The organism is Ideonella sp. P3_A4 (assembly GCF_056403075.1).
This window is the reverse complement of record NZ_JBFUGE010000436.1, coordinates 1-5,055: the sequence shown is the minus strand read 5'-3', so window position 1 is coordinate 5,055 and position 5,055 is coordinate 1. Positions and strand designations below refer to the sequence as shown.

At 67.1% G+C, this 5,055-nt stretch carries 5 protein-coding genes; 3 read left to right on the top strand and 2 right to left on the bottom strand.

Going from position 1 to position 5,055, the window contains the following annotated elements; all coding sequences use genetic code 11:
• Positions 1-484: Pvc16 family protein (locus AC1DYI_RS26170; RefSeq protein WP_477207057.1), on the bottom strand; the 484-nt coding region annotated here is incomplete at its 3' end.
• Positions 485-777: 293 nt separating this feature from the next.
• Between AC1DYI_RS26170 and AC1DYI_RS26165 the strand changes: the two genes are divergently transcribed.
• From AC1DYI_RS26165 to AC1DYI_RS26155, 3 genes are read left to right on the top strand one after another with little or no spacing between them, the layout of a single operon-like run.
• Entirely contained in the window at positions 778-1,401 is a 624-nt protein-coding gene (locus AC1DYI_RS26165) for a sensor histidine kinase (RefSeq protein WP_477207056.1), read from the top strand.
• Positions 1,401-2,057, top strand: coding sequence for a response regulator (locus tag AC1DYI_RS26160; protein ID WP_477207058.1), 657 nt, complete (start codon positions 1,401-1,403; stop codon positions 2,055-2,057). Before AC1DYI_RS26165 ends, AC1DYI_RS26160 begins: the two co-directional genes overlap by 1 nt.
• Positions 2,054-2,896 carry a DUF2272 domain-containing protein gene (locus AC1DYI_RS26155; RefSeq protein WP_477207055.1) on the top strand — a complete coding sequence of 281 codons (843 nt, stop codon included), beginning with the start codon at positions 2,054-2,056 and terminating at the stop codon, positions 2,894-2,896. Before AC1DYI_RS26160 ends, AC1DYI_RS26155 begins: the two co-directional genes overlap by 4 nt.
• A gap of 287 nt (positions 2,897-3,183) precedes the next feature.
• Here the strand turns inward: AC1DYI_RS26155 and AC1DYI_RS26150 are convergent.
• A partial coding sequence (locus AC1DYI_RS26150; RefSeq protein WP_477207054.1) for a protein kinase domain-containing protein occupies positions 3,184-5,055 on the bottom strand: 1,872 nt, incomplete at its 5' end.

The following is a 5,055-nucleotide window of genomic DNA, read 5'->3' as shown; positions in this document are numbered from 1 at the left end:
GCACCGAGGGCAGGTAGCGCCCGCTGTGAATGCCCCACAGGCTGTGCATCTCGGAGCTGCTCAGGTTCTCGATCGACAGCACCAGGCGCTCCAGCCGGGCGTCCAGCCCCGGGGCGTTGTGCTGGTCCAGCACCTGGTGCGATTGAAAGAAGGCAATCGCGCTGGACAGGAACTTCAGCGCCTCGGGGTAGTTGCCGCCGCTGAAGTTGGCCGCGCACATCACCAGCAGGTTCAGGTACACCGGGGCGCCGGTGGTGAGCTGTTGTGCCTGCAGCCCCAGGTTCGGGCTCGAAGCGCGGTGAGCGATGGTGTCGCGCTCCACTCCGGCGAGAAACAGCACCAGCTTGTTGGCCACCAGCGGCACCAGCGAGCCGTTCTGCTCCAGCAGGTTCGACAGCACGGCGAGGTCTTCGCTGAGCTGGAAGCGCCGGCGCAGATGCTCGTTGAGCTGCCCGGCCATCAGGCCCAAGGCGGCGTCGATCATGGCGTGAAGGGCAGGGTGGACACGCTTGCCACCTTAGGCGCGGTTCAGCGCCGCACCAATCGTCTGCCTGCTGATTTCAGCTCAGAAAATTTCTGATCCGCTTCGCTGTAATAGACCGTAATGGATTGCCCTGGATCAGGGCACGTAATCTGCCGGAAGTCCCCGAATGACCTGACGCTTTGACTTGCCGAGCGAAGTGGTCCAGCATTCGCGGCAGGCAACAGGTACGAGATCCACGCGGACCGCCCTTGAACGGCAGCCGGCCTCTCGTGGGTTCGAACAGGGAGATAAGAATGAACCATGCCGACCTGGATGGCGACCGTGCGCGTCAGCTGCAGCAACGCCTGCACGATGGTCTTGGGCAATGCCTGTGTCTGGCCGTGCTGCAGATGGATGAGGTTCAGGCGGAGGCGGATTCGCAAGCCCTGCAGCGTGCGCGGGTGTTGCTGCGAGAAGCCCTGCAGGAACTGCGCTCGCTGATCAGCAGCATCGGACAGCCGATTGCCGGCAACACCGAGCCTGATCTGCCCAGCGGCCTGAACGCCTGCGTGCGCCGGTTGAATGCGCTACAGGCGACGCCCGTCAGCTGCACGATAGAGGGCATGCAGCTGCCGGTGTCGGAACAGGCCTGCGAGATCCTGCTGGGCGCGACGCGCGAACTGCTCGTCAATGCCTGCAAGCATGGCCAGGGGGCCGGAGTGGATGCCCGCTTGTCCATCCTGCCGCACCGCCTGAGCATCACGATCACCGAACGCCCAGGCTCGACGGACGCCGAGCCCCGGCGGCGAGCCGCGCTGCCGAGCCAAGGGCTGGGGTTGCGCACGACCCGGCGCGAGCTGAGCCGCATCGGGGCCCGACTGCGCTGGCGCAACAGCGACCGAGACGGTGTGCAGGCCCGCATCAGCTGGGCACCGTGATGATCCGCGTCATCATTGCGGACGACCATCATTGCGTGCGCCAGGGCCTCGTCGCGCTGCTGGAGCGTGAGAGCGACATCGAGGTGGTGGCCGAGGCGCGTGACGGCATGGAGCTGGTGCGCCTGGCCCGCGAATGGCAGCCGGACGTGCTGCTGGTGGATTTGTCCATGCCGTGCATGAATGGCCTGGAGGCCATTCGCCGCCTGCGCAGCGAGCCGCTGGCTTGTCGTTCGCTGTGCCTGAGCATGCAATCGGACCCGCAGCAGGTGCAGGCCGCGCTGGATGCCGGCGCCAGCGGCTTCGTGTTGAAGGACAACTCCTTTGACGAACTGGCGCGCGGCATACGTCGGGTCCACGCGGGGCAGCTTTTTCTCAGCGGTGAACTGTTGGGCCAGGTGCTGGCTCAGAGCAGCGGCGTGCCGGCAGCCGACCCCGCGCTGCAGCGGCTGACACCACGCGAACGCCAGATGGTCCAGCTGCTGGCCGAGGGTTTTTCGACCCAGCAGATCGCCGAACAGCTCCACCTCAGCGGCAAGACCGTGGCCACGCACCGCGAGCACGTCTTTGCCAAGCTGCAGATCCAGGGCATTGCGCAGCTGACACGGTTCGCCTTGCGCGCCGGACTGAGTTCGCTGGAGACTCGAGGGCCTCAATGACGGGGCGGCTAGGCACGTCGTTCAACAGCATCAACTGGCGCGTGGCGGCCGTGGTGCTGCCTTTGCTGGCGAGCTGTGCATCTGTCGGCCAACGCAAGATCGCCCCGACCGCCTTGTCCGATGCCCAGATCGCCCGCCTGATCGGTGCGGCTGAAGCCGAATGGACGCGCTGGGGTTCGATGCGCACCTACGGCATGCCCGGCAACGAGCTCTGCCTGGTGGTGTCCGATGGGTCTTGCCAGGAGGTGGAAACTGGCTGCGGACAGGAGCAGACCAACGCGCTCTGCCCGGTGGTGGACGAGTACTGGGCCCAGGTGCGCGAAGTGTTCCACCATGACTGCACCCGCAACGACGTTTGCGAGTGGCAATGGCCCGGGCCGGAAGCGCCGATCTCGACCGGCGCGTGGTCTGCCGCCTTCATCAGCGCCGTGATGGCCGAGGCCAACATCTCACAGAGCGAGTTTCAGCGCAGCCACCGGCATGCCGTCTACGTCGCCGCCGCGCGCGACGGGTACGCGTCGGCGTACGAAGTGGTGCCGACGCCCGCGGCAGCGGTGCCCGGTGATCTGATCTGCGCAGGAAGAACGGGCGAGAACGGGATACCGTCGCCCATCGCGCCGGCGACTGTCGGCAACATCGCTCCGGGCGTTGCGATGCATTGCGACGTGGTGGTCAGCGTGGACCCCATCCACCACACGCTCGAGTCGATCGGCGGCAACGTCCATCAGACCGTGGCGAAAACGACCGTCGAGCTGGACGAGATGGGCCGGGTGTCCTTCGACCTCGACACAGGACGGAAATGGGCGCTGGTGATGCGGGCGAGAAGGGCGTTGCCCTAGTGTCCTGTCCCACAGAAAACTGCCATTGAGATTCGACCAGATGGTGATGATCGTGCGGTCGGGCGGCTGGGCAGATACCGGGCGTATCTGTCCTGACGGCCGGGCGCGCGAGCGCGCCATCTGGTCGAACCCGTAGGGCGGGCCGAAATGGGGCACTCGCAGCGCCGCCAAGCCAGGCTGATACCGCCAGGTATCAACCTGGCTCGTCGACTCGCGATCATCCCCATTGCGGCCCGTCGCAATGACAGTTATCTGCGGGACAGGACACTAGCTCAGCCGGCCTGAGGCTACGCAGGGCAGTCGCGCAGCTCGTCCTCCAGTTTCGGTCTGGGCGCGCCGGTGCCGAACTTGGCTTCGTGGGCCTTGAACAGCGCGTCGCTCTTGCGCAGGTAGCGGCAGGCTTCGGCCTTGTCGGCGCGCACTGAGGCGGCGGGCTGCCGCGGTGCTTCGGCCCGTGCCTTCAACGCGCTGGCCATGTTGTAGTACGCCATGCCATGGTCGCGCTGGGAGACCAGATTGGCGCGAGCTTCCTCCGRCACCTGGTCAAAGGCATCGAGTGCCTCCCGGGCTGCTTCGACGGCAGCTTGCCACTGGCCGGCGGCCAGCAGCGTGTCGGCCAGTTCGCCGCTGAAGGTGCCGAGGTCGACCCGCAGCATCACGTTGCTCGGGTCCTTGGCGACCATCGGCTTCAGCACGTCCACGGCCTGCCGGTGGGAGGCGACGGCTTCATCCATGCGCTTGAGCAGCATCAGGGCATAACCGCTGTGGTCGTAGACCACGGCCAGGTTGGCCTTCAGGATGGTGTTGTCGGGGTGGGTCTTCAGCAGGCCGTTCAACACCTCCGCGCTCCGGTTCAGGTCGGTCAGCATCGCTGGAGCATCGCGCTCCGGCGTCGGGCCCTGGGCCAGGTGCTGGCTGCGCAGGCCGTACATGCTGGCCAGGTTGCCGCCCGTCGACACGTCGTCCGGTTGGCTGGCAAACAGGCGTTCCAGCAAGGTGATGGACTCGTCCACCGCAGGCGCAAACTCCTTGTCGTGGCCAGCGAACTGGTGGATCTGCGCGAGTGCCCCCAACAAGGTGGCCAGCTGGCGTTGGCCCGATGGGTTGTTCGGGTCGACCTCCAGTTGGCGGCGCGCCGCGGCAATGCCTTGCTCGGCGCGTCTGGCGCCGGCGTCGAGCTCACCTTGCGAAGCCAGCAGCACCGACAGCACCCGGGCTGTGCGGCTGGTTTCAAGGCGCACCGCTTCCGCCGTCTTGGGCGGCAGCTCGCTGGTCGGCAAGGGCTCCAACAGAGCCAGGCCGCGCTCGTAGCTGGCCCGTGCACCCTTGGGGTCACCCAGGTTGGAGGCCAGGGGTCCGCCCTGGATGTCGCCGATCTGGCGGTAGCCGGTCGCGAGCTCGACCTTCAGCTGGGCATCGCCTTGCGCCTCGGCGCCCAGCCGCTCCAGGTAGGTCAACGCGTTCTTCACGATCATCTGTCGCGCCGGCGTGGAGCCGGGCAGTTGCTCGATGGCCTGGTGCACGTCGAACACCAGCATGTTCGCCAGGGCGCGCACGCTGGCGAAATGTTCTTCGGCGCGCTCTTTCTGCCGCTTGGCTTCGATGCCTTCGTAGGCGGCCAGGCTCAGGCCCGCGACCAGGGCCAGGTTGGCCACCAGCGCGGCGCCCATGACCGCGCGGTGGCGCAGCACGAAGCGTCCGGCGCGGTAGCTCCAGGCGCCGCGGCGCGCCTGCACGGGCAGCCCTTCGAGGTGGCGGAACAGATCGTCGGACAGCTGCTCGGCGCTCGCATAGCGGCGGGCCGGCTGCTTGCGCAATGCCATCAGCACGACGGCGTCGAGGTCACCCTTCAAGCGCTGGCGCAATGTGCGGTTGGCAGGCACCGCCATGCTCGGCGACACCGGCTCGTCGTTGCAGATAGCCTGGCTCAGCGCGAAGTCGCTGCTGGCGGTGTCGCCGGGGTAGGGGCTGGTTTCGGTCAGCAGGCGGTAGAGCACCACGCCGAGCGAATACACGTCGCTGGCCGGCGTGACCGGCTGACCCAGCACCTGCTCGGGGCTGGCGTAGGCGAGCGTCATGACACGCTGGCGGGTGGCGGTGGCCACGTCGGCCGCCTCGCCCGGCAGATCCAGCCGCTTGGCGATGCCGAAGTCCACCAG

Bases quoted from the DNA above. Each gene is read 5' to 3' on its own strand.
- AC1DYI_RS26165 (WP_477207056.1), top strand. From the start codon at position 778: ATGAACCATGCCGACCTGGATGGCGACCGTGCGCGTCAGCTGCAGCAA.
- AC1DYI_RS26160 (WP_477207058.1), top strand. From the start codon at position 1,401: ATGATCCGCGTCATCATTGCGGACGACCATCATTGCGTGCGCCAGGGC.
- AC1DYI_RS26155 (WP_477207055.1), top strand. From the start codon at position 2,054: ATGACGGGGCGGCTAGGCACGTCGTTCAACAGCATCAACTGGCGCGTG.